17 protein-coding genes are annotated in these 21,433 nt (G+C 65.7%); all 17 read left to right on the forward strand.

The annotated features are described in order from the left end of the window. The first annotated feature begins 1 nt into the window (after nucleotide 1). The 17 genes from EOD43_RS15725 to EOD43_RS15805 all read left to right on the forward strand — a co-directional run bounded on the left by EOD43_RS15725 (nucleotide 2) and on the right by EOD43_RS15805 (nucleotide 21,236). Entirely contained in the window at nucleotides 2-778 is a 777-nt protein-coding gene (locus EOD43_RS15725; protein ID WP_164857268.1) for an SDR family oxidoreductase, read from the forward strand. Beyond that, nucleotides 775-1,668, forward strand: a complete 894-nt coding sequence (locus EOD43_RS15730; protein ID WP_127744990.1) for a polysaccharide deacetylase family protein — start codon at nucleotides 775-777, stop codon at nucleotides 1,666-1,668. The genes EOD43_RS15725 and EOD43_RS15730 overlap by 4 nt, the downstream gene beginning before the upstream one ends. A gap of 269 nt (nucleotides 1,669-1,937) precedes the next feature. After that, nucleotides 1,938-4,367 carry a TonB-dependent receptor gene (locus tag EOD43_RS15735; protein WP_164857269.1) on the forward strand — a complete coding sequence of 810 codons (2,430 nt, stop codon included), beginning with the start codon at nucleotides 1,938-1,940 and terminating at the stop codon, nucleotides 4,365-4,367. Nucleotides 4,368-4,386: 19 nt separating this feature from the next. Continuing rightward, the gene (locus EOD43_RS15740) at nucleotides 4,387-5,721 is read left to right on the forward strand and encodes an amidohydrolase family protein (protein ID WP_164857270.1); all 1,335 of its coding nucleotides are present in this window, start codon (nucleotides 4,387-4,389) and stop codon (nucleotides 5,719-5,721) included. Between the two features lie 9 nt (nucleotides 5,722-5,730). Next, complete coding sequence (locus EOD43_RS15745) at nucleotides 5,731-7,371, forward strand: FAD-dependent monooxygenase (RefSeq protein WP_127744993.1); 1,641 nt, start codon at nucleotides 5,731-5,733, stop codon at nucleotides 7,369-7,371. Next, the gene (locus EOD43_RS15750) at nucleotides 7,368-8,837 is read left to right on the forward strand and encodes an aldehyde dehydrogenase family protein (protein WP_240653263.1); all 1,470 of its coding nucleotides are present in this window, start codon (nucleotides 7,368-7,370) and stop codon (nucleotides 8,835-8,837) included. The genes EOD43_RS15745 and EOD43_RS15750 overlap by 4 nt, the downstream gene beginning before the upstream one ends. A 149-nt stretch (nucleotides 8,838-8,986) precedes the next feature. Then, on the forward strand, nucleotides 8,987-10,537 hold the full coding sequence (locus tag EOD43_RS15755) for an ABC transporter substrate-binding protein (RefSeq protein ID WP_127744994.1): 1,551 nt from the start codon (nucleotides 8,987-8,989) through the stop codon (nucleotides 10,535-10,537). Next, nucleotides 10,537-11,499, forward strand: coding sequence for an ABC transporter permease (locus EOD43_RS15760; RefSeq protein WP_127744995.1), 963 nt, complete (start codon nucleotides 10,537-10,539; stop codon nucleotides 11,497-11,499). The genes EOD43_RS15755 and EOD43_RS15760 overlap by 1 nt, the downstream gene beginning before the upstream one ends. A 2-nt stretch (nucleotides 11,500-11,501) precedes the next feature. Continuing rightward, a complete protein-coding gene (locus tag EOD43_RS15765) occupies nucleotides 11,502-12,374 on the forward strand; it encodes an ABC transporter permease (RefSeq protein WP_164857271.1) in 873 nt (290 codons plus the stop codon). Beyond that, nucleotides 12,371-14,002: a dipeptide ABC transporter ATP-binding protein gene (locus tag EOD43_RS15770; protein ID WP_127744997.1), complete on the forward strand. Its 1,632-nt coding sequence runs from the start codon at nucleotides 12,371-12,373 to the stop codon at nucleotides 14,000-14,002. The genes EOD43_RS15765 and EOD43_RS15770 overlap by 4 nt, the downstream gene beginning before the upstream one ends. 21 nt (nucleotides 14,003-14,023) lie before the next feature. Continuing rightward, nucleotides 14,024-15,067, forward strand: coding sequence for a nitrilase-related carbon-nitrogen hydrolase (locus EOD43_RS15775; RefSeq protein WP_127744998.1), 1,044 nt, complete (start codon nucleotides 14,024-14,026; stop codon nucleotides 15,065-15,067). Further along, complete coding sequence (locus EOD43_RS15780; protein ID WP_127744999.1) at nucleotides 15,064-15,819, forward strand: maleate cis-trans isomerase family protein; 756 nt, start codon at nucleotides 15,064-15,066, stop codon at nucleotides 15,817-15,819. Before EOD43_RS15775 ends, EOD43_RS15780 begins: the two co-directional genes overlap by 4 nt. Before the next feature lie 2 nt (nucleotides 15,820-15,821). Beyond that, nucleotides 15,822-16,925, forward strand: a complete 1,104-nt coding sequence (locus EOD43_RS15785) for an NAD(P)-dependent alcohol dehydrogenase (protein ID WP_240653306.1) — start codon at nucleotides 15,822-15,824, stop codon at nucleotides 16,923-16,925. 42 nt (nucleotides 16,926-16,967) lie between these two features. Beyond that, the gene (locus EOD43_RS15790; RefSeq protein WP_127745001.1) at nucleotides 16,968-17,876 is read left to right on the forward strand and encodes a LysR family transcriptional regulator; all 909 of its coding nucleotides are present in this window, start codon (nucleotides 16,968-16,970) and stop codon (nucleotides 17,874-17,876) included. Nucleotides 17,877-17,979: 103 nt separating this feature from the next. After that, a complete protein-coding gene (locus EOD43_RS15795) occupies nucleotides 17,980-18,723 on the forward strand; it encodes a maleate cis-trans isomerase family protein (RefSeq protein WP_206363573.1) in 744 nt (247 codons plus the stop codon). A 2-nt stretch (nucleotides 18,724-18,725) separates the two neighbouring features. Then, a complete protein-coding gene (locus tag EOD43_RS15800; protein ID WP_127745003.1) occupies nucleotides 18,726-19,919 on the forward strand; it encodes an FAD-dependent oxidoreductase in 1,194 nt (397 codons plus the stop codon). 15 nt (nucleotides 19,920-19,934) lie between these two features. Further along, nucleotides 19,935-21,236, forward strand: a complete 1,302-nt coding sequence (locus EOD43_RS15805) for a class I SAM-dependent methyltransferase (protein ID WP_127745004.1) — start codon at nucleotides 19,935-19,937, stop codon at nucleotides 21,234-21,236. Nucleotides 21,237-21,433 lie beyond the last annotated feature (197 nt).

Consider the following 21,433-nt stretch of genomic DNA (forward strand, 5'->3'; position numbering starts at 1 on the left):
TATGGACCTGAAACTTGCCGGGCAGACCGCGCTGATCTTTGGGGCGAGCAAGGGGATCGGGCTCGCGACCGCCCGGCTGCTCGCGGCCGAAGGGGCGAAGCTGGCGCTTGCCGCGCGCTCGATCGACAGCTTCGGCGCCGATGCGCCCGGCGGGCCGGACACGCTGCTGCTCGCCGCCGATCTGACCGCGCCTGGCGATGCCGATGCGGCGGTGAAGGCGGCGGTCGAATGCTTCGGCCGGATCGACATGCTGGTGGTCAGCGCCGGCGCCGCGCAGGGCGGCCTGTTCTGGGAGCTTGGCGATGATGTTTGGGAAACGGCGCTCGGCCTCAAATTCTTCGGGCTTGTCCGCGCGCTTCGGGCGGCGGCGCCGGTGATGCGCGATCAGGGCGCGGGCCGCATGGTCGCGGTGGTCGGCAATGCTGGCAAGCAACCGAACAAGCGCATGTTGCCGGGGGCTGCCGCCAACGCCGCCTGCCTGGCGGTAATCCGCGGCCTGGCCGAGGAATTGGCGCCGGCCGGCGTGCGCGTGAACGCGGTCAATCCCGGCCCGACGCGCACCGGGCGCTGGGACACGCTGATCGATCGGCTGGCGACGGCCAGCGGCAAGGCGGCGGGCGATGTCGAGGCCGAACAGATGGCGGGCGTTCCGCTCGGCCGGATCAGCGAGCCGGACGAGATAGCGCGGATTATCGCCTTTCTCGCGTCGGAGGTTTCGGGCACGATTACGGGGACGTCGGTTACGGCCGATGGCGGCATGACCGCGGCGATCGCATGACCAGCAACCCGCGCATCCCCTTCGAATTCGCAAGCGATCGGCCGCGCTATCCGGCGCCGAACGGCAAGCCGATCATCGTGCAGACCGTGGTGAATATCGAAAATTGGCGTTTCGACAATCCGATGCCGCGCAAGCTGCTGCCGGCGCCGCACGGCGTCGAATCGCTGCCCGACGTGCCCAATTTCTCCTGGGCCGAATATGGAATGCGCTGCGGCCTGCCGCGCATGCTTCAGGCGTTCGTGGCGCGCGGCATTCCGGTCAGCTGCACGATGAATGCGGGTGTGGTCGAAACCTATCCGCGCGTGGCCGAAGCCGTGCTCGACGCGGGCTGGGAGTTTGTCGGCCACGGCCTCCATCAGAAATCGATCCAGACCGAGGATTCGGAAGGCGCGCTGATCGCCGAGGCGCTGCGCCTGCTGCGCGATTTCAGTGGGCAGAAGGTCGACGGCTGGCTCGGGCCGGGCCTGCGCCAGACGTTCGACACGCCCGATCTGCTGGCCGCGAACGGCGTGCGTTTCTGCAGCGACTGGATCCTCGACGATCTGCCGACCTGGATGCGGACCAAATCGGGCCCCATGATCGCCATGCCTTATTCGCTGGAGATCAACGACAGCGTCGCCCACGCCGTTCAGCATCGCCCGTCGGAGGAATTGCTGACGCGATTGCGTGCCACTTTGGCCTTGTTCGAGGAGGAGGCGCGCGATCAGCCGCGTATCGTGACCCTGGGCCTGCACCCGCACCTGATGGGCGTGCCGCATCGCTTCGTCGCGCTGATGGAGATGGTCGACACGATGCTCGCGCGGGAGGATACGATCTTCATGACGTCGGGCCAGATCGCCGACTGGTTCGAAGCGGTGGCACCTGCGCCAGCCCATAGCCGCGCAGCATAGCTGCTAGCCCTCTCAACCGTTCAATTAGCCCGCACTTTCGCGAAATATTTGTTACGCTGACCCCAGACCGGAAGCGATTTTTCCTGACGATCAAATGATCGCGGCCTGATCGACCAACCGGCAACGACCGAATGCATGACGGCCGGGCGGCATCGCCCGGCGCACCCGGAGGCCTGTGCCGTCGGGGCGGGATCGTGCGTCCGATCGAGGGGGAGGTCGACGCAGACCAGGGGGTTCGAATGTCTCGATTGGGGTCTCGCTTTCGTCGATTGAACAGGTCCAGTCTCGCCGCGCTTCTGGTGGCGCAGTGCCTGGCCGCGCCCGCCTTCGCGCAGGATGCCGACGCTCCGGCCGAACAGGCCGATCAAAGCGGGTTCGGCGACATCCTCGTCACCGCGCGATCGCGTGAGGAAAGCCTCTACGACGCGCCGCTGTCGATCACGTCGTTCAGCGCCAAGGACATTTCGAACGCCAATCTGCGCGACATTACCAATCTGGCCCAGGTCGCGCCCGGCTTCTTCTACACGCCGCAGGTCACGTTCAGCTCCTCGCGCCTGACGCCCGCCTTGCGCTTCCGCGGCATGACGATCCCGCGCAACGATCCTCTCGAGCAACTTGGCGGCATCTTCGTCGACGGCATCTACCTGTTCGGCGGCGCGCAGTCGCTCACCTTCGACGATATCCAGCGCGTCGAGGTGATCAAGGGGCCGCAAAGCGCGCTGTTCGGGCGCGGCACTTTCTCCGGCGCGATCAACTTCATCACGCGCGAACCATCCGACACCTTGCGCGCCCGTGCCGAGGCGGGGATCGAAACGCGCGGCACGCACAATCTGTCGGGCAGCATCGAAGGTCCGCTGTTCGAAGGGCTGAGCTTCCGCATCAGCGGCGCCTCTAACGAAAAGGGCGCGCATTTCACCGCGACCGACGGCGGCGAACTGGGGCGCGAAAGCACCAACGTGATCAACGCCCAGCTTGTGTGGAAGCCGGTGGAGGGCCTGCGCCTGCGCCTGCGGCATAGCGAGGTCTGGCTCGATGACTCGCGCAACGGCACCGCAAATCTCAATCCCAGCCGGCCCGAACTGCTCAACGCGCCGGGGCGCTGCATCCGCGGAACCGCGCCCTTCTTCTGCGGCGCGCTGCCCAATTATTCGAAGCTGGTTCCGGCGGCCTATAGCGCCGCCACTTCGCTGATCCCGCCGGCCTTCGCCAAGTCAAACAGCCCGAACATCATCCTCGATATCCTGAACAACAACAAAGCGAACCCGCTGGTCGTCAACGGCCTGCCCTTTATCGAGGATACGCCGCATCTCGACGATGCCGGCCTTGCGGGTCGCTTTTATCGGACCTCGTTCGAAACCGATTACGAGTTCGCGAACGACATGTCGGTGCATCTGACCCTGTCGAAAAGCGACATGAAGTCGACGACCGCGCAGGTCAGCACCGACGACAATGGCAACCAATATGTCGTGTCGACCAATATCCTGACCGACAGGAGCGCCGATTTCCGGCTCAATTCGTCGCCGCACGGCCGCTTCACCTGGCTGGTCGGCGCCAATTATTTCAAGCAGAAGTCGCTGGGCGGGCCGAGCGGGACGGGGGCGCTGATCTCGGTCCTCGATGCGACCAACCGGGTCAGCTATACTGAGCCCTCGGTCTATACGAGCCAGGGCGACGTCGAATATTATTCGGGCTTCTTCGGCCTGCATTATGACGTGCTCGAATGGGCCGCGCTCGATGTCGAGGGGCGCTATCAGGTCGATCGCGCGACGACGTCGCTGGGCCTGCCGACGGCGGACACGTCCAGCTACAAGAACTTCCTGCCGCGCGCGATCGTCACGCTGAAGCCGAATGCCGATCTGACGCTCTATGGCTCGTGGGCGCGGGGCGCGCTGCGCGGCACGACCAATTCCAACTTCACGCTCTATTCGCCCGCGCTGCAGGCGACGATCTCGGCGATCCCCGGCTATACCTATGACGTGCCGGTCGAAACGGTCGACAGCTTCGAAGTCGGCGTGAAGCAGGTGCTACCGGGCTTCCGCTATGCGCTCACCGGCTATTACATGGACTGGAAGAACCTGAAGAACACGGTGAACACGCCGTGCCCCAGCAATCGCTGCGGCCCGACGATCACCGGCGCCTTCGCCGCTGCGGTGATCCCGTCGCAGGCGAAGATCTGGGGTCTCGAGGCCGAGTTCGATCTGCGCATTGCCGAACATTGGGATGCGTCGCTCAACGCCCAATATACCCATGCGCGCTACGATCGGCTGTTCACGCCGCTGACGCTGGCGCCCACCGGGCAGACCGACGCCAGCGGCAAGACGCCGGTGGGCTTTCCGAGCAAGCAGGCGAGCTTCTCCACCACCTATCGCGACGGCATCGCCTCCAGCTTCGCCGGCGGCGACTGGGAATGGTATGCGCGCGGCGAGGCCAATTATACCGGCCGCATCTATGTCGACGAGATCAACCAGAGCTGGTTGAACGACCGGCTGATGCTGAACATGCGCCTTGGCATCGAACGCGGCGGCACGCGCTTCGAAATCTATTCGGAAAATCTGACGAACAACAAGACGTGGGTGTCGGCCGTGCGCGGTTCGGCGACCAATTATCGCGTGGGGACGACATCGGTGTCGCAACCGACGGCCTTCGCGGTGCTCCCGCGTCTGCGGACCTTCGGTGTGCGTGTCTCATATGACTTCTGACGGGAAGGGAGTGCGGGCAATGCGGTGGTGGCAAGGGCTGATGATGGCGGGCGCGGCGATGGTCGCGACGGGCGAGGTTGCGGCCAAAGATCTGCTGATCAGCAACGTGACGTTGATCGACGGCACCGGCGCCGCGCCGCTGCCCGGCGCTTCGGTGCTGGTTTCGGGCGACAGGATCGCGCTGATCGCGCCCGGCACGATCCAGGCGCCGGCGGGCGCGATGAAGATCGACGGCACCGGCAAATATCTGCTGCCCGGCCTGATCGACAGCCACATCCATCTGGTCGGCGGGCGCATGCCCAAGGAAGGCGGCGGCACCTATGTCGATAAGCCGCTGGCGATCCGCACGCTGCAGGGTTTTCTGAACGCGGGCGTCACCTCGGTCTATGACTCGGGCAACAATGCCGACTTCATCTTCGAGATGCGGGCCGATGAGCGCGCGGGCAAGTTTCCGTCGCCGCGTATCTTCGCGGCGGGTGCGGTCATCACCGCGCCGGGCGGCTATGGCGACAGCGTCTTCGGCCTGACCGTCAGCGACGTGAAAACCGACAGGGCCAAGCTGCAGGCCCAGTTCGATCGCAAGCCCGATTTGCAAAAGATCCTGTTCGACGAACTCGGCAATTACGGCACCGCAACCGCGCCGGTGTTCAGCGAGGAAACCTTCGCCGGCATCATCAAGATGGCCAATTCGAACGGCATCCCGACCACGGTTCACGCCGCATCGGAATCGGAATCGGCGGAATCGATCGATGCGGGCATTGACGGCTTCGCGCATCCGGTCCGCTCGGTGATCACCGATGGCTTCGCAAAGCGGGTCGCGGCCAAGCGCATCCCGGTGTCGACGACGATGGCGGTCTTCTACCACATCGCCACGATCGCCGATCATCCCGAGTTTCTCGAAACCCCCTTGTTCAAGGCGTCGGTCGATCCGGCGGAGCTGCAGAAACAGCGCACGACCGAGCGGCAACGCTACATCAACAGCGGCATGGCCGCGCAGTTCAAGATTCAGAATCCCTATTCGGCCAAGACGATCAAGAAGCTGTTCGACAATGGCGTGATCCTGACGGCGGGCACCGATCGCACCTGGGGCGCTTCGCTGCACATGGAACTCGATCTGCTCGCCAAGGCGGGCATCCCGCTGCTGCCGCTCACGCGGATCGCGACGCTCAACGGCGCGATTTACCTACACAAGGAAAAGGATCTCGGTTCGATCGAGCGCGGCAAGCTGGCGGATCTGCTGCTGCTCAACGCCGATCCGACCAAGGACGTCGCCGCCTACGGCGCGATCGCCGCCGTGTTCAAGAATGGCGAGCCGATCGAGATCAAGCCGCTCGACACGATGACAGCCAAGTAAAGCGAACCCATGATCGAAACACCTGTTCTTATTGCCGGCGGGGGGCCTGTCGGCCTCACGCTGGGTATCGACCTCGCGCATCGCGGCCAGCCTTCGCTGATCGTCGAGGAGCGTACCGGGCCGAGCGCGCACCCCAAGGCGACCCTGCTGGGGGCGCGATCGATGGAGATGTTCCGGCGCTGGGGGCTGGACGACGCGATCTTCGCGGCGGCCGTCCCCAACGATCATCCCTATTACATCATCTTCACCACCAAGCTGGCCGGGCAGGAACTGCACCGCTTCCGATCGCCGTCGATCAACGAAGGGCGCTATCGCGATCCGGAGGCTCTGAAGCGCCACCGCGAGCTGAACTGGTCGCCTTATTCGAAGACGCAGATCGGGCAGCAGGCGCTCGAACCCGTCCTGCTCGATCATGCCCGCACCCTGCCGCAGCTCGACATGCGCCACGGCTGGCGGTTCGAGGATTTCGAACAGTTTGACGATCATGTGATCGCCACCATCCGCGAGGTCGAAACCGGCCGTGAGGAGAAGGTGAAGGCGCGCTATCTGGCGGCCTGCGACGGCGGCGGCGGCGATATCCGACGTAAGCTGGGCATCGGCCGCAACGGGCGCGGGCGGATGCGCGCGAATGTCAGCTTCTTCTTCCGCAGCCGCGACTTCCTCGACGTCCACGGCCTGGGCGTCGCCAACCTCTATTTCCTGTTCACGCCCGACAGCTTCGGTGTGTTCACCGCGATCGACGGCGTCGAACTGTGGAACTACCAATATTATTTCCTCGATCCGGCCAAGGCGACCGAGGAACTCGACGTGGAAAAGATCCTGTTCCGCGCGATGGGCAAGCCGTTCAAGTTCGAACTGCTCCAGACGATGCACTGGCATCATCACCAGTCGGTCGCGCGCAGCTGGCGGTCGGGTCAGACCTTCCTGGTCGGCGATGCCGCGCATCTGTTCGCGCCCACCGGCGGCGTCGGCATGAACACCGGCATCGGCGATGCGTGCGATCTCGCATGGAAGTTCGATGCGATGCTGCGCGGCTGGGGTGGGGACAATCTGCTCAACAGCTATGAGATCGAGCGCAAGCCCGTTGCGATCCGCAACAGCCTGATCTCCGCCACCAACAGCGACAAGATCGATATGGTGATGGACGAGGCGCCCGCCGGGATCGAGGGCGAAGGCGCGGAGGCCGAGGCGGCACGCACCCTGCTCGCGCGCAAGATCAAGTGGCTGGCGCGCCAGTTCAACAGCTCGGGCGTGCATCTGGGGCATCGCTATGTGGACTCCCCCGTCATCCTTGGCGATGGCACGCCCGAACCCTTCGACGATCCCAGCCGGGTCGATCAGTCGAGCTGGCCCGGCATGCGCGCGCCGCACGCCTGGCTGCCCGACGGGCGCTCGACGCTCGATCTGGTCGGCGGCGATTTCGTGCTGCTGCGCTTCGGCCCGGCCGCGGCGGGCGACGATGCGCTGATCGCGGCGGCAAGCGCGGTCGGCATGCCGATGACGATCGCCGACGTCGACGATGCGGCCGCCGCCAAACTCTACGAACGGCGGCTGGTGCTGGTGCGGCCCGACGGCCATGTCGCGTGGCGCGGCGATGCGCTGCCCGATGATGCCGCGGCGCTGATCGATACGGTTCGGGGCTTCGCGTGACCTTCGCCTTCGATCCTGCGAGCGTCGAGGTTCTCTCGGGCCATTTCATCGGCGGTCGCTTGATCGAAGGCGGCGCCATGCCGGTGCGCCGTCCGTCAGACGGACAAGTGCATGGCGCGATCCCGATCGGGGATGCGGCGCTGGTCGATCAGGCGGTGTCGGTCGCGACGGCGGCGGCGGCCGAATGGCGCAAGGTCGCCCCGCGCGCCCGCGCCCGGCTGCTGCGCCGCTGGGCGGACCTGATCGACCGCGATGTCGATCTGCTCGCGCGGATGGAGGCGGTCGTCTCCTCGCGCTTCCACCATGAGGCGATGGTGGTCGACGTGCCCAACGCATCCGAATGGCTGCGTTTCTACGGCGAATACTGCGACAAGATCGACGGCGCGGTGCTGCCGACGGCGGACAATGCGCTCGCGATGGTGGTCAACCAGCCTTACGGCGTGGTGGGCGCGATCGCGCCGTGGAACTTCCCGCTGATCCTGTCGATGTGGAAGGTCGCTCCCGCGATCGCGGCGGGCAATGCGGTGGTGCTCAAGCCGTCCGAACTCACCCCCTTTTCAATCGTCCATGTCGCGCGGCTGGCGATCGAGGCGGGCCTGCCTGCCGGTCTGTTCAACGTCGTGCAGGGCGATGGTCCGGGCGTCGGCTCGGCGATCGTGACCCATCCCGGTATCGGCTATGTCAGCTTCACCGGATCGACCGCGACGGGGCGCCGGCTGATGGCCGATGCGGCGATGTCCGGTCCCAAGCCGGTCGGGCTCGAACTCGGCGGCAAGGGCGTGCAGCTCGTGTTCGACGATGCGGGCGATCTCGATACGCTCACGCAGAAGATCATCTGGGGCATCAGCCGCAATGCCGGGCAACTCTGCTATGCGGGCAGTCGCCTCGTCGTGCAGCGCGGGATCGCCGATGCGCTGGTGGAAAGGGTCGTCGCGGGACTCGAGGCGCTGCGCCCCGGCCAGACGTGGGATAAGGCGGCAAGCCTGCCCCCGATCCTGAGCGACATGCAGGGCAAGAAGATCGACGGCATCGTGCGTGACACGGTCGACGCGGGTGCCTCTCTGTTGACCGGCGGCGGCTTTGCCGAGGTCGAGGGCGCGCGCGACGGCATCTGGTACCGCCCCACCGTCCTGGCCGACGTGCCGGCGGGTGCGCGCGGCGTGGCGGAGGAGATTTTCGGCCCGGTCCTGACGGTCCAGCGCTTCGATGCGGAGGAGGAGGGGATCGCCCTGTCCAACCACGCCAGCTACGGCCTGTCCGCATCGGTCCACAGCCGCGACATATCCCGCGCCATCCGGTCTGCGCGCGCGATGGAGGCCGGGACGATCTGGGTGAACGGCTGGGGCCGTCAGCCGGACTTCAGCGCCCCCTTCGGCGGGTGGAAGCAATCGGGCTTCGGCAAGGAGGCCGGGCGCGACGGATATCAGAAATATCTGCGCCAGAAGACGATCTGGGCGGAGCTGTGACGATGCCGTCCGGGGGCGCCGAAACATATCGCCGCGATATAGCTGCTAGCTTGTGTGCACCGCAAAATAGAGGGTTACGACCCACCGGCTTTGGCGCAACATCGATCATCGGCGCCGCGCTCAAGCGAGGCCGTTTCGGGGTGGCACATATGCGGTTTCCGACGATTTCCCTCACGCGGCAGGCCGTCGTGCGCGGCCTCCTGATCTCGGCGGCGCTGGCGACCGTCGCGGGCTGCTCGAAGGCGCCGGAGCCGGCCGGCGATGCTCCGGTCCGCATCGCGGTGCCCGTGATCCCGCCCGCGATCGGCAATCCCTATCAGGGCATTTCGATCCCCGCCGTGCTGGCGCTGCAGGCGATCTTCGACACCGTCACCACGCTCGATGCGAATGGCGAACCGCAGCCCGCACTCGCGCTGTCGTGGGAACAGGAAAGCCCGACCAGCTGGCTGTTCAAGCTGCGCACCGATGTGAAGTTCAGCAATGGAGAGCCGCTGACCGCCGACGCGCTTGTCGTCTCGGTCGATCATATGACGTCAAAGGAAGGGCGCGGCGAGACGATCGGCAGCACGCTGTTCCAGATCGAGGGCGCCGAAAAAGTCGACGACCTGACCGTCCGCATCAAGCTCAACCAGCCCGATCCGATCCTGCCGATCCACGCATCGGTGTGGCGCATTCCGGCGCCCGCGCAGTGGAAGACGCTGAAGCTGCCCGAAGCCGCGCGCGATGCGATCGGTTCGGGCCCCTATGTCATCGCGACCCGCGCTGACGGCAAGCTGGAACTGAAGCCCAATCCCACCTCGTGGCGCAAGCCGAATGCGGGTGGCCTCACACTGATGATGATCCCGGATTCGACCGCGCGGCTGCAGGCCTTCACCTCGGGCGCGGTCGATATGGCGCTCGCGCTCGCGCTCGATGCCAAGCCGTCGGTCGAAGCGACGGGCGGCAAGCTGATCTCGCGCATGACGCCCGCGGTCGACTATATCGGCTTCAACACCGAAGGGCGGAAGACGCCGCTCAACGATCCGCGCGTGCGCGTCGCGCTCAACATGGCGGTCAATCGCGACCTGCTGACCAAGAGCGTCCTCAAGGATACGACCACGCCGGCCAGCCAGATCGGCATGCCGGGCAGCTATGGCTATAACGCCGCGCTCAAGCCGATCCCCTATGATCCGGCGGGCGCGAAGAAGCTGCTCGCCGCGGCGGGCTATCCCAACGGCTTCAAGGTCAAGATGTCGGTCACGACCGGCGAGGGCGGCGGCGATGCTCTGGTCTATCAGCAGGTCGGCAACGATCTGAAGAAGGTCGGCGTCGAAGCCGAGATCATGGGTCGCCCTTCGACCCGGCAGATGCAGGATCTGTTCACCGGATCGATGGACGCCGATCTCTTCGCCTGGGTGACGCGCGGCAACGATCCGCTCAACGATTATCGCATCCGTTCGTGCCTGAAGCCGTCCGCAGCGCGCAAGCCGTTCCACTGCGATCCCAAGCTGACCGAGATCGCCCGCACCGCGCTGGCCGAAAACGATCCGGACAAGCGCAAGGCACTCTATGGGCAGGTCGCCGCTTATGAGCAGACCAGCCCGACCGGCATCGTCCTGTGGCAGGTGCCCGCCTTCGACGCGGTGTCGCCCAAGGTCGGCGGCTATGCGCCGGTGCAGGACGTGATGCAGCTCGATCTGATCAAGCGGACCGCCAACTGATGACGGCAGGGGGGCGATCGGGCGGCATGCGGGGGATGGTGCTGTTGCGCGCCACGATCCCGCACCTGCGCAAGCTGGCCGTGCTGCTGCTCGTCATCTCGACCCTGTTGTTCTTCCTGCTCCGTCAGGCGGGCGATCCGGCCTATGTGCTGGCGGGCGCCGGGGCGACGCCCGAACAGCTGGCGGCGATCCGGGAGGCTTATGGCCTCGATCGCCCGCTGTTCGTCCAATATCTCAGCTACATCTGGAACATCCTGCATTTCGATTTCGGTCGATCGCTGCTGACGCATGACAGCGCGCTGGGCACGGTGCTGGCGCGCTTCCCGCAGACGCTGCAACTGGCAGTATCGGCGATGGCGTTCAGCATCCTGATCGCGATCCCGCTCGGCGCATGGCTCGGCGCCCGGCCGGAGCGGGCCGAACGGCGCTTCGTCTCGGCGATCGTGTTCGTGCTGCAGGGCGCGCCCGGCTTCGTCCTCGCGCTGCTGTTCATCCAGCTGTTCGCCGTCCAGCTGATGTGGCTCCCCTCTGTCGGCTACAGCGCGACCGACTGGCGCACATGGGTGTTGCCAACTTTGTCGCTCACCACCTTCACCGCGCCCAGCCTCACCCGCATGATCGCCGCCAATGTCGGCGAAGCGATGCGAGAGGATTATATCCGCACCGCGCGCGCTTATGGCGCCGGCTTCACGACCCTGCTGTGGCGGCACGCTTTGCCCAACGCCTTGCTCGGCGCCTCCGCGCTGATCGGCGTTCAGTTCGCGCATCTGTTGAGCGGCAGCGCGGTGATCGAGACGATCTATTCGTGGCCGGGCATGGGCTGGCTGCTGCTGGAATCGGTGCAGACGCTCGATTTCCCGGTGGTTCAGGCCGAAGTGTTCGTGATCGCGATCCTTGTCTTCCTCGTGAACCTGCTCACCGATCTCGGCTTCCGCCTGCTCGATCCGAGGTTACGGGTATGAGGATGGGTCGTATCCAGCGCCTCGCGACGGGCGGGGCTCCACGCCGCTGGCGCTGGCTATCGGTCGCCGAACTGACGATCGGGGCGGGGCTGTTCGCGCTCGTCGCGCTGGCCGCCATCTTCGGCCGCCTGCTGCTGACGCACGATCCGGTCGAAAGCGATCTGATGGCCACCTTCCTGCCGATGGGCAGCGCGGGTCATCTGCTCGGCACCGACCATATGGGGCGCGACATGTGGAGCCGGGTGATCGCCGGGCTGCAATGGTCGATGGCCTGCGCCTTCACCGCCAATGCGATCAATCTGATGATCGGCACCACATTGGGCCTGCTCGCCGCCGAACGGCCGGGCTGGACCCGCACGATCGCGCGCCAGACGACCGACATGTTCCAATCCTTCCCCTCGATGGTGGTGGCCATCGTGGTGGTCGTGGTGATCGGCCACGGCTTCGTGCCGCTGGTCGCGACCCTGGGCTTCCTGTCCTGGCCGATCTTCATGCGCGTCGCTTATGCCGAGGCATCGAGCATCTATGCGCGCGATTATGTGAAGGCGGCGCGGATCGCCGGCGTCTCGCGCCCCGCGATCATGCTGGGCCATGTGCTGCCCGGCCTGCGCGCCAGCCTGATGGTCGTCTTCGCGCTCCATTTCGCGACCTTGCTGATCGCGGAAAGCGGCCTGTCCTTCCTCGGCATCGGCGCCCCGCTGGGCGTGCCGACCTGGGGCAATATGCTGGCGGAGGCGCGCCAATATGTGCTGGTCGCCCCGCGCGTGCTGCTGGTGCCGGCGGCCGCGATCATCTTCGCGGTGATCACCACCAATCTGTTGGGTGACGGGCTTGCCGCCTATGCGCGCCGCACCGGGCGGGGGATCGAGATATGAGCGGTCCGGTCGCATCGATCGCCGACCTCTCGATCGCGATGCTGCGCGATGGGCAGGAGAAACGCGTCATCGACGGCGTCTCGCTCCATGTCGGCGCGGGTGAGATCGTCGGGCTGGTCGGCGAATCCGGATCGGGCAAGTCGGTCACGGCGATGTCGCTGCTGCGGCTGCTGCCCCGATTGAAGACGCGCTACGGCGCGGGATCGAAGATCAGCGTGCTCGGCCACGACGTCCTCGCGCTCGACGACGCCAAACTGCGCGACATGCGCGGATCGAACCTGTCGATCATCTTTCAGGAGCCGATGACCGCGCTCAATCCGGTCGTCCGCATCGAACGGCAGATGTGCGAAGTGATCCGCCGCCACCGCGACGTCACGCCCGAAGCGGCGCGCGATATAGCGTTCAAGCTGCTTGCCGACACGCACATCGCCGATCCCGAACGCGCGCTGCGCGCCTTCCCGCACGAATTGTCGGGCGGCATGCGTCAGCGTGTGATGATCGCGATGGCCTTTTCGTGCGATCCGTCGCTGATCATTGCCGACGAAGCGACCACCGCGCTCGACGTGACCGTGCAGGCGCAGATCCTGTCGCTGCTGACCGAACGCGCGCGCGAAACGGGCACGGCGGTGCTGATGATTAGCCACGATCTCGCCGTGATCAACCAGACCTGCGACCGCGTCTATGTGATGTATAAGGGCGCGATCGTGGAGGAAGGCGCGACCGCCAAGGTCATCGCCGCGCCTGATCATCCCTATACGCGCGCGCTGCTCAACGCCTTGCCCGGCCGCTGCGCCCCGCGCACCCGCCTCGCCACTGTGGCGGCGGCGATGATGGAGGGTGGGCCGGTTGCCGCCTCGCTGCCGCCCGCCGAACGCAGCCTCGATCCGGCCGCGCCGCCGGTGCTTCAGGTCGATCGCCTGTCGGTCCGCTATCCGCGCCGCTTCGACATGCTCGGCCAGGTCGTCGAAACGCACACTGCGGTCGATGATGTGTCGTTCCGGATCTCGCCGGGCGAAACGCTCAGCCTCGTCGGCGAATCCGGGTGCGGCAAATCCTCGCTGCTCAACGCTTTGGTCGGGCTGGTCGCGCATGAAGGCGATGTCCGCTGCGATCGGCAGGATATGCAGCTGGTCTTTCAGGATCCGCAAAGCTCGCTCGATCCGCGCTGGCCGGTGTGGCGCATCGTCACCGAACCGCTGGCGGCGCGCCGCCGCGTGAGCCGGGCGGAACGGCGCGATGTCGCGGCCGAACTGTTCGCCAAGGTCGGGCTCGACGCATCGGCCATCGATCGGCTGCCGCACGAATTTTCGGGCGGCCAGCGGCAACGTATCGCGGTCGGCCGCGCGCTGTCGGTCCGGCCCAAGCTCCTCCTCCTCGACGAACCGACCTCGGCGCTCGATGTCTCGGTCCAGGCGCAGGTGCTCAACCTGCTGATGGACCTGCAGGATCGCGAAGGGCTCGCTTACCTGTTCGTCTCGCACGATCTGGGCGTCGTCCGCCACATCTCCGATCGGATCGCGATCATGAAGGCGGGCTGCATCGTCGAAAGCGGTGATGCAGCGGCGGTGCTTGCCGACCCCAGCCACGCTTACACCCGAACCCTGCTGTCGGCCGTGCCGCAGCTCTAATCTTGCCGAAAGGACAGGCCCGTGACGATCAAGCCCTGGCGCGCCCATTGCATTCAGACGCTCAACTATGTCGTCAACGACGTTTCCACGCGCGAAGATGCGCAGGCGATCGTGCAGAAAAGCCTCGATCGCTGGGAAAAACTGATCGCGTCGACGGTCGGTCGATCGCAGGGCGGTATGCGCAACCTCGTCCTCTTTCCCGAATTCGCGCTGACCGGCTTCCCCATTCAGGAAACCGCCGCCGAATGGATCGAAAAGGCGTGCATCCAGATCCCTGGGCCGGAAACCGAACGGCTGCAGAAGATGGCGCAGCAGTACGGCATCTTCATCGGTGCCAACGCCTATGAATATGATCCGCAGTGGCCGGGCCGCTATTTCAACTGCTGCTTCCTTATCGATCCGTCGGGCGACGTGATCCTGAAGTATAAGCGCGTGAACACGGTCCATTCGCCGTCGCCGCACGACTTCATGGATCGCTATTTCGATCATTACGGGATCGAAGGCGCCTTCCCGGTGGTGAAGACCGAACTGGGCAATATCGGCATGTTTCCGTGCGGCGAGATCATGTATCCGGAGGCCGCGCGCGTCCTGCTGATGCGCGGCGCCGAAGTGATCCTGCATCCGACCAGCGATCATGGCGTCGGCGACTTCATCGGTTGGGAACAGTGCAAGCGCGCGCGCGCGGCCGAGAATATGGTCTATCTGGTCTCGACCAATTCGGGCGGGATGATGGGGTCGCCCGCCGGCGGCAACATCATGGGGAATTCCAAGATCATCGATTATAACGGGCTGGTCCTGTCGAACACGGGCGGTCCGGGCGAAAGCAACCGCGCCAGCGCGATCATCGATGTGCAGACGCTGCGCATGGTCCGTCAGGAACTGGGGCCGCTCAACCGCATCGCCCGCCAGCGCACCGAAATGTACATGCGCGTCTTCAACGAGGCGAGCTTCTATCCGCCCAACAGCTTCGTCGATAAGCCGATGGGATCGAAGGCCGAGGTCAACGGCATCCAGCGCGCGACGATGGACCGGCTGGCCGCGAAGGGGATCATCCCCCTGCCATGAACCCAGTCCGCGAATATGGCGCGGCCGGGCGGGTCGGCATCGCCGTCCCGCAGGCCAATCCGGTCGTCGAACCCGAAATGGGCGCGCTGATGCCGGCCGGCGTCAGCGTGATCGCCAGCCGGCTGACGAGCGCGGAGGAGGATCAGCGCACCCGCTTCACGGCCTATTTCGAGCAGCTGGGCGAGACGCTGAAAAGCTATGATACGCTCCGGCTCGACGCACTCGGCTTCGCCTGCACCGCCTCCTCCTATCTGGTGGGCGCGGCGCGCGAGGAGGAGCTAGCGGCCGAGCTGTCGGCGCATGTCGGCTATCCGATCGTCACCGGCGCGCAGGCGATCCTCGCGGCCTTCGCGCGGCTCGACATCCGCCGTGTCGTCGTGATCGCGCCCTATCCGCAATTCGTGCTCGATGCGGGCGGCGATTATTTCCGCGCGGCGGGGATCGAGATCCTCGCCAAGCACCGCGTCGCCACGCGGACCAGCGACACGCGCACCATCTACGAACTCACCGGCGACGATGCGATCGCGGCGGCGGAATCGATCGATCTGACGGGCGCCGATGCGTTGCTGTTCACCGGCACCGGCATGCCCAGCCTGCGCGCGATCGACACGCTTGGCGCGCGCACCGGCATTCCCATCCTGTCGACCAATCTGTGTCTCGCCTGGGCGCTCGCCACCCGGATCGGCGCGGACATGGCCGATGGACCCCACCCCCTGTTCAACGGATGGCAGGACAGGATCGCGAGGCTGTGACCATGAATATCGAAGCCTATCTCTTCCACGGCCCCGGCCAGCCCCTGTCGCTCGAAACGATCGAGATTTGCGATCCCGCGCCCGGCGAACTGCTCGTGAAGCTGGTGGGCACCGGCATCTGCCACACCGACGTGTCGATGACGGCGGGGCGCCGCGATTGGGGGGCACCCACGGTGCTCGGCCACGAAGGCGCCGGCCATGTCGTCGCGATCGGCGAAGGGGTAGAGGATTTCGCGGTCGGCGACGCGGTCGTCCTCTCCTTCCGCTCGTGCGGCGAATGCCCGGTCTGCGACAGCGGCCATCCGGGTTATTGCGACGAGATCAGCGACCTCAACTTCTCCGGCAAGCGCCGCGACGGCACGACGCCACTCAGCCGCGACGGCAAGCCGGTGATGGGCCAGTTCTTCGGCCAGTCGAGTTTCGCCACTCACTCGATCGTCCATGCGAGCGCGGCGGTGAAGGTCGATCCGTCGCTCCCGCTCGAACTGCTCGGCCCGCTCGCTTGCGGGATCCAGACGGGCGCGGGCGCGGTGATCAACGTGCTTAAGCCCGACGCGGGCAAGGCGTTCGCCTTGTTCGGTGCGGGGTCGGTCGGCCTGTCGGGGCTGATGGCGGCGAAGATGCTCGGTTGCGATCCGATCATCGCGGTCGATGTCATGCCCGAACGGCGCGAGGCGGCTTTGCGCTTCGGCGCGACCCACGCGATCGATCCGTTGGCGGAAGATCCGGTCGCGGCGATCAAGGCGATCACCGGCGGCCGTGGTGCCGCCTACAGCTTCGATGCCACGTCGAAGTCGGCGGTGCTGGCGCAGGCCTTCCTGTGTCTCGATAGCTTCGGCCGCTGCGCCTATGTCGGCGCGCACGAAACGCCCGACGTCGCGCTCAATTCGCACCGCTTCATGCGTGGCTGCACGTTGCACGGCGTGATGGAGGGGGATAGCCGCCCGCGCGACTTCATTCCCGAACTGATCGGATATTGGCAGGCGGGCCGCTTGCCTTTTGACCAGATGGTCAGTTTTTATCCCTTCTCGGAGCTTGACCGCGCGGTCGCGGACATGAACTCTGGTCGCGCCGTGAAGCCGATCCTAAGGTTCGACGCGGCATAGACATTTTTTCAGCCGTGGGGGCGGCCAGGACGGATACGCCATATGGAGATGCGGCAGCTCAAATATTTCGTTGAGATATCGCAGCGCGGGTCGTTTTCGCGCGCTGCCAAGAGCCTCGCCATCGCCCAGCCGGCGCTCAGCCGCCAGATTCGCCTGCTCGAAGAAAGCCTCGGCGCGCCGCTCCTCTATCGCAATGGTCGTGGCGTGATGATGACGGCAGCGGGCGAAATCTTCCTCGCTTATGCCCGCGACGTCCTCGAAAAGGTCGAACGCGCCGAACGCGACATCGCCGCGCTGCGCGGTACGCCGCGTGGGGAGGTGATCCTGGGCCTGCCGCCGTCGGTCAGCGCGGTGTTGCTGCGCCGGATCATCGTCGCCCTGTCCGAACGCTTCCCCCTGATCCGCCTGCGCGTGCAGGAGGGGTTCAGCGGCAACGTCGCCGAATGGCTGCTGGCCGGCAAGGTCGACCTTGCGATCATCTACGAACATCACCGCCCGCAAAGCGCGCAGGCCGAACGCCTGCTGGTGGAGGAACTGCCGCTGGTGCACAGCCCGTCGCTGGTCCTGCCGCCGGTCCTCACCTCGGTCGATCTGGGCGCGATCCCGCTGGTCCTGCCCGCGCGCCCGCACGGCCTGCGCATGGTGGTGGAAAAACGCGTCGCCGAACATGGCGGCTCGCTCGACGTCCGTTTCGAAATGGACTCGCTGCTGATCATGAAGGAGCTCGCGATCGAAGGCGTCGCCGCGACGATCCTGCCGGTCGGCGCCGTCACCCGCGAAGTGCAGGAGGGGCGGCTTGCCATCACCCCAATCGTGTCGCCCAAGATCACCCGCGTCATGGCGCTCGCTACCGCCAGTAGCCGTCCGCTCGAAAACACGCATCGCGCCGTGATCCGCGTGATCCGCGAGGTCGCCGGATCGCCGCAGGGCGAAGCGCCCGCCGCCACATGATGCCCCATAACGGGGCAGCATTGCTGGTAGCAATTCTCTCTGCTTTTCGGGCGCTGCCCGGCCCCGGATAACGGCGGCATATTCGGAAAAACGGGGGACTTTGGTGACGGATACGCTTGGCTATCGCAAGCTCATCGGGCTGGTCGTCCCGTCGACCAACACATCGGTTCAGCCCGAATGCGAACGGCTCCGCCCCGCCGGCGTCACCAACCATATTGCCCGCGTCACGATCCCCGAACGGCCGCTGACGTCGGATCAGGCCTATGACGAACATTTGCAGGCGATGCGCGACGGCATCTCGCCCGCCATCGCGCAGGTGATGACATGCGGCCCCGATCATATCGTGATGGGCGTCGCGATCGAGGCGTTCTGGGGCGGCGTCGCGCAGGCCGATCGGTTTCAGGCGATGCTGGCCGAACAGGCGGGCGTCGGTGTCTCGATGGGATCGACCGCCGCGGTTGCGGGGCTGAAGGCCTTCGGTGCGAAGCGGATCGCGGTCCTCACGCCGCACCAGCCCAAGGGCGATGCGGTGGTGCAGGCCTATCTGGAGGAGGCCGGTTTCGACATCGCCCGACTGAAGGGCCTCAAATGCGCCTCGCCCCGGCTGATCGCGCATGTCACGCCGTCGGAGATTCGCCAGGCGCTCAAGGAACTCGACGGCGACGATATTGACGCGATCCTGCAGGTCGGCACCAATCTGGCGTCGATCCAGGTGATGGCGGAGGCCGAACGCTGGCTTGAAAAGCCGGTGCTGGCGATGAACGCCGTCACCTATTGGGATGCGCTGCGCCGTGTGGGGATCGAGGATCGGATCGCCGGCTGCGGTCGCATCCTCGAGGAGTTCTGACGATGGCCGCAGCGCCCGTCATCATCGTCGGCGCGGGGCCTTCGGGGCTGACCGCCGCCTTCTTCCTCGTCCGCGCCGGCGTGCCGGTGCTGATGCTCGAACGCGGCGACCGCATCTATGACGATCCCCGCGCCGCGACGATCCATCCGCCGACGCTGGAAATGTTCGCCGACAGCGGGATCACCGCCAAGATCCTCGAAAAGGGCATCGTCGCGCGCTACTGGCAGTTTCGCGGGTTGAAGGAGGGGCAGGTCGCGCTGTTCGACCTCGATCTGCTCAGCGATACGACCGGCTTTCCCTATCGCGTCCAGTGCGAGCAGCATCGCCTGTCGCGCATCCTCTACGCCGAACTCGAAAAGTCGCCCGACTTCGAAATCCGCTGGAGCACGCCCGCCGACGCGGTGACGCAGGACGCCGACGGCGTGACGGTGACGGCGGGTGCGGAGAGCTTCCGCGCATCCTATGTGATCGGCGCCGATGGCGGGCGCAGCGTCGTCCGCAAATCGCAGGAGATCGGGTTCGAAGGCTTCACCTATCCCGAACGCTTCCTCGTCATCACGACGACGCACGATTTCGAGCCGGAAGGCTTTTCGTACAGCAACTACCTGTCCGATCCCGATCGCTGGGCAGCGATTTTCAAGGTGCCGGGGGATCGGCCCGCCGGCCTGTGGCGCGTCACCTCGCCGACGACGCCCGACGAGCGCGAGGAAGACCTGCTCGATTTCGCGCAGGCCGAAGAACGCCTGCAAAAGCTGCTGCCCAAGGAGGGCGGCTATGAGATCGTCCACACCAATCTCTACGCCGTGCACCAGCGCGTCGCCGAAACCTTCCGCAAGGGGCGGGTGCTGCTGATCGGCGATGCCGCGCATGTGAACAATCCGCTGGGCGGCATGGGCATGAACTTCGGCATCCACGACGCGGTGTCGGTCTCGGCCAAGCTGGCGGCGGTGATCAAGGGCGAGGCGAACGATGCCTTGCTCGACCTGTTCGATCGGCAGCGCCGCCACGCCGCGCAGGCCTTTCTTCAGTTCCAGACGATCCAGAACAAGCAGGTTCTGGAGGAAAAGGATCCGGTCCAGCGGGGCAAGCGGCTCGACGATATGCGCGCCGCCGCCACCGATCCGGTGCGCGCCCATGCGCACATGATGAAGACGTCGATGATCGAAGGGGTCCGGGTGGTCGCGGCCATCGAATAAAGCGGGGAGGGGCGCATGGCGATGTCAGTGGATCGTGGCGTGAACGGCCGGCTCAAGCGCCTCCCCGAACTCGATCTCGAAAGCTATCACGACTTCCTGACCGGCTTTCGCGCGTGGTTGTTCCGCGATCTGGGCGGCGCCACCCGCGCGCGGGCCGATGCGCTGGCCGCGCGGGAGACGGCGGGGGGCGGCAATCTGTCCTTCGCGCGGGCGCGCGATCTGTTCGGCGGCGATCCGATGATCGCGGTCTCGCACCGCATCTGGGTGTCGTCGCAGCTGATGGCGCATCACAGCCTGCTCGACGGGTTTCGTCGGCATGGCGACGATGTCGATGCGTGGTTCGCGGCGGCGGAGGCTTCGGATTGCGGATCGATCGCGCTCGATCCTAATCTCGTCATTCCCGATTATGCTCGGCACGAAATCCATATTCAGCCGGGGGGCTATGTCGGCGAACCGCTGGCGGGCCATGTCTATCACTATGGCACGAACAGCTTCTATCTGGGGCTGAACGATCAGGACCAGGTCTATCTGGAACGCGCCAAAGTGATCGCGCGGCCCGAAGACGGGCGGCTCGATCGGATCGTCGATCTGGGCTGCGGCATCGGCCAATATCCGATCGCGCTCAAGGAAGCCTTTCCCGATGCCGAGGTCTGGGGGATCGAGGTCGGCGCACCGCTTGTGCGCTATACGCATGCCCGCGCGGTGCAGCTGGGCGTGCCGATCCACGTTGCACAGCGCCTGGCCGAACGCACCGGCTTCGACGACGCATCGTTCGACGTCGTCACCGCGCACATCCTGTTCCACGAGGTCAATGATCAGGCGGCGCACGATATCGTGCGCGAGGCGTGGCGCATCCTGCGGCCTGGCGGCGTCTTCGACATCACCGAGTTCGATATGGACCGCAGCTTCACCCCCTATGAGGAATATGCCGCTTGGGCGGACCATTTCTACAATGGCGAGCCGTGGGAAGGGGATTTCTACAATCGCCCCTTCCTCGACTGGATCCGCCAGGCGGGGTTCGAACTCACGATCGCCGATGCGCCGATGACGCGCGGCGGCCTGAAGAAATATATCGCCCGCAAACCCATGCAGGATCGATTGGATGGACGAACTTCCAAAGGCCATTGCGGCGCATCCCGAAAGCTACGCCTTTCTCGAAAACGGCGTGCTCGACAATCTGGTCGGCACGATGATCGAATTGTCCGCGCAGGTCTGGACGCTCAAGCGCCGCATGCATGTGGCCGAAAGCCTGCTGGCGGCGAAGGGCCTCGCCTCGGCGGCGGAGATCGAGGCGTTCGTGCCGTCGGCGGAGGATGAGGCCGCGTGGCAGGCCGAACGCGATCGCTACATCCAGGCGGTTTTCGCGCCGTTCGCCCGCGCGATCCCGCTCGACAGAAGGCCGCTGCCGGACAGTTTTTTGCGCCGTTGATCGACAAAAATCGGCGGGCGCCCGCTTCGCGCTCGACAGCCCGTTTATTTGATATACATATAGGACAAATGAACGAGGACTCATC

The organism is Sphingomonas crocodyli (assembly GCF_004005865.1).
GTDB classification, from domain to species: Bacteria; Pseudomonadota; Alphaproteobacteria; order Sphingomonadales; family Sphingomonadaceae; genus Rhizorhabdus; species Rhizorhabdus crocodyli.